1 protein-coding gene is annotated in these 2,619 nt (G+C 29.4%); it reads left to right on the top strand.

Annotated features, from left to right (window positions below; all coding sequences use genetic code 11):
* On the top strand, positions 1-2,619 hold a 2,619-nt coding region (locus tag ACI3VO_RS13815), incomplete at both ends, for a ligand-binding sensor domain-containing protein (protein ID WP_439758475.1).

The raw sequence follows: 2,619 nt of genomic DNA on the forward strand, positions 1-2,619 counted from the left end.
GGTGATTTAGATGAAATTTTAGACAAAAAGAGTATTTTTAATGAAGAAGATATAGTGGTTATAAAGGAAGATAATTTTCAAAATATATGGGTAGGTACAAATAAAAGCCTAATCAGATTAAATAAAAATACTTTAGAGGAGACAAAATATATTTCAAAGGATTCTATAGAAAATGATGGGATTAATTCGATTTTAATCGATGACGAAAATAGTATTTGGGTATCTACAAAAAACAACGGATTAAAAAAAATAATCATAAATGAAAATGGAACGAATGAGGTAATTGATTATTACCATAATGAAGATGATGAATTTTCTATACCGTCCAATACGACTAACAGCATGATACAGGATAGAAATGGGACTATTTGGATAGGTACAGAGAAAGGTATCTGCAAGTACTTAGGGGACGATAAATTTTACTCATATCAAAATAAAAGCTATGATGAAAATAGTCTCATAAACAACAGTGTATACAGCCTTATGGAGGATAGCCATGGATTGATATGGGTAGGTACATATACAGGTATAAGTTTGTTTGATCCTAATAATAAGATAATACACTATAAGAGCGATCCCATCGATAAAAATTCCTTAACTGACAATGTAATACATGGAGTTTATGAGGATGTAGATGGGAATTTATGGGTAGGAACGAGAGATGAAGGATTGAATATAATCGATAGAAAAAACGATAAATACAAGGCGATTTATGGAGGAGAAGGCGATTATAAATTGACCAATAATTCAGTAAGAGTTATAGAAGGGCATGAAGATACTGTATGGGTTGGTACTAATTATGGACTTAATCAAATAGATAGAAATACTATGAAAATAAAAAAATATACTGTGAACGAGGGTTTGACGAATAACAATATAAAGAGTTTATTATTTAGCGATGGATATTTGTGGATAGGGACTCAAGATGGTTTAAATATTTTAGATATTAAAAACGATGAGATTATAGATATTACGGACTATTTAGAAAGAGCAGGTGTGACAGACAACTGCATACAAGAGATTTATCAAGATAAAGATGGTTTATACTGGCTTGGCAATTTTGTAGCAGGGTCTTTGATAAAAATAAATATTGACGATAAATTTATTAAGGTTTACAAATCCTCTGATTATGAGGAAATAGCTAATATAAAATGTATATCTGAATATAACGATATATTGTGGATAGGGACGAGTGAAGGATTAGTTAAATTTAATAAGTCTAGAGAGATATTTACAAGGTACACGGATGAAGATGGATTGTCAAATAATACGATTTATGGATTATTAATAGATAATGATGGAAATCCTTGGGTGAGCACCAACAACGGAATTTCTAAGTTCGATTTAAAAACATGTAAATTTAATAATTTAAGTAGTACAGATGGTTTGCAAAGTAATGAATTTAATGAAAAATCACATTATAAAACTAAAGAAGGTGAGTTCGTATTTGGAGGAATAAAGGGCTTGAATATTTTCAAACCAGAGGATATTTTGAATTCTTCTTATGAGCCAAAGGTTATATTTGAGAATTTTGATGTAAATGGAGAAAAATATAAAAATATAGATGGAATGAAGTTTGAGTACAATGAGAATTTTTTTAGGATAAAATATTTTTTCCCAGAGTATAAAACTAATAATAATTTGAAGTTTTATTATAAGCTAGAAGGATTGATAGAGGAATGGGTTCAGGTTAATGGAAATGAAATTATATTTAATAAATTATCTCCTGGTAGATATACATTCAAAATAAAAGCTAGAAGTCAAAATGGAAACATGGGAAAAGAGAGCAAAGTAAGTTTTACAATAAAACCTCCTATATGGAAAAGCAAGGAAGCAATTGTAGTGTACATTTTTATAATTTTGCTTATGATTTATATCCATACTAAAAAGGTAAAGAGATTAGATTATCTCGTAGAAATAAGAACTAGAGCGCTTAGTAAGCAAATGCAAACGAGCAATCAGCTTCTAAATAAAATAATAGAAGTAGAGAGAAATAAAAATAATTATTTTATAAACTTGTCCCATGAATTGAGGACTCCATTAAATGTAATAAGCTCAGTAGAACAGTTGATTACAAATTTAAATAAATCTCATAGGGGTGTGCCAAAGGAGAAGCTAGAAGAATACATGCAGGTTATGAATAAGAATATCAAGAGACTACTAAATCTAATAAACAATATAATAGACACGACTAAAATTGAAAATGGAAAATACAAAATAAATGTGAAGGAAGAAAATATAGTCTATTTAGTTGAGGAAACAGCACTATCCCTAAAAGAGGCAATAGAATCAAATGGAATAAACTTAATTATAGATACAGATACAGAAGAAAAAATTATAAAATGCGACAGGTATGAAATTGAGAGATGTATCGTAAATCTCTTGAGTAATGCATCAAAATTCACTCCAAAAGGAGGAACTATAAAAGTCAATATCGAGGATTTAGATGATAAAGTGAAAATATCAGTAGAAGACACAGGTATAGGTATAGACGAAAAATACTACAAAGCTATATTTGATAGGTTCAACCAAATAGTAGATGAAAACACAGAGGTTAAAGGTGGTAGTGGACTTGGACTGACAATAACTAAGCATATAATCGATATGCATAAGGGAGAT

The sequence above is a fragment of the Intestinibacter sp. genome, assembly GCF_051866655.1.
Taxonomy (GTDB): domain Bacteria; phylum Bacillota; class Clostridia; order Peptostreptococcales; family Peptostreptococcaceae; genus Intestinibacter.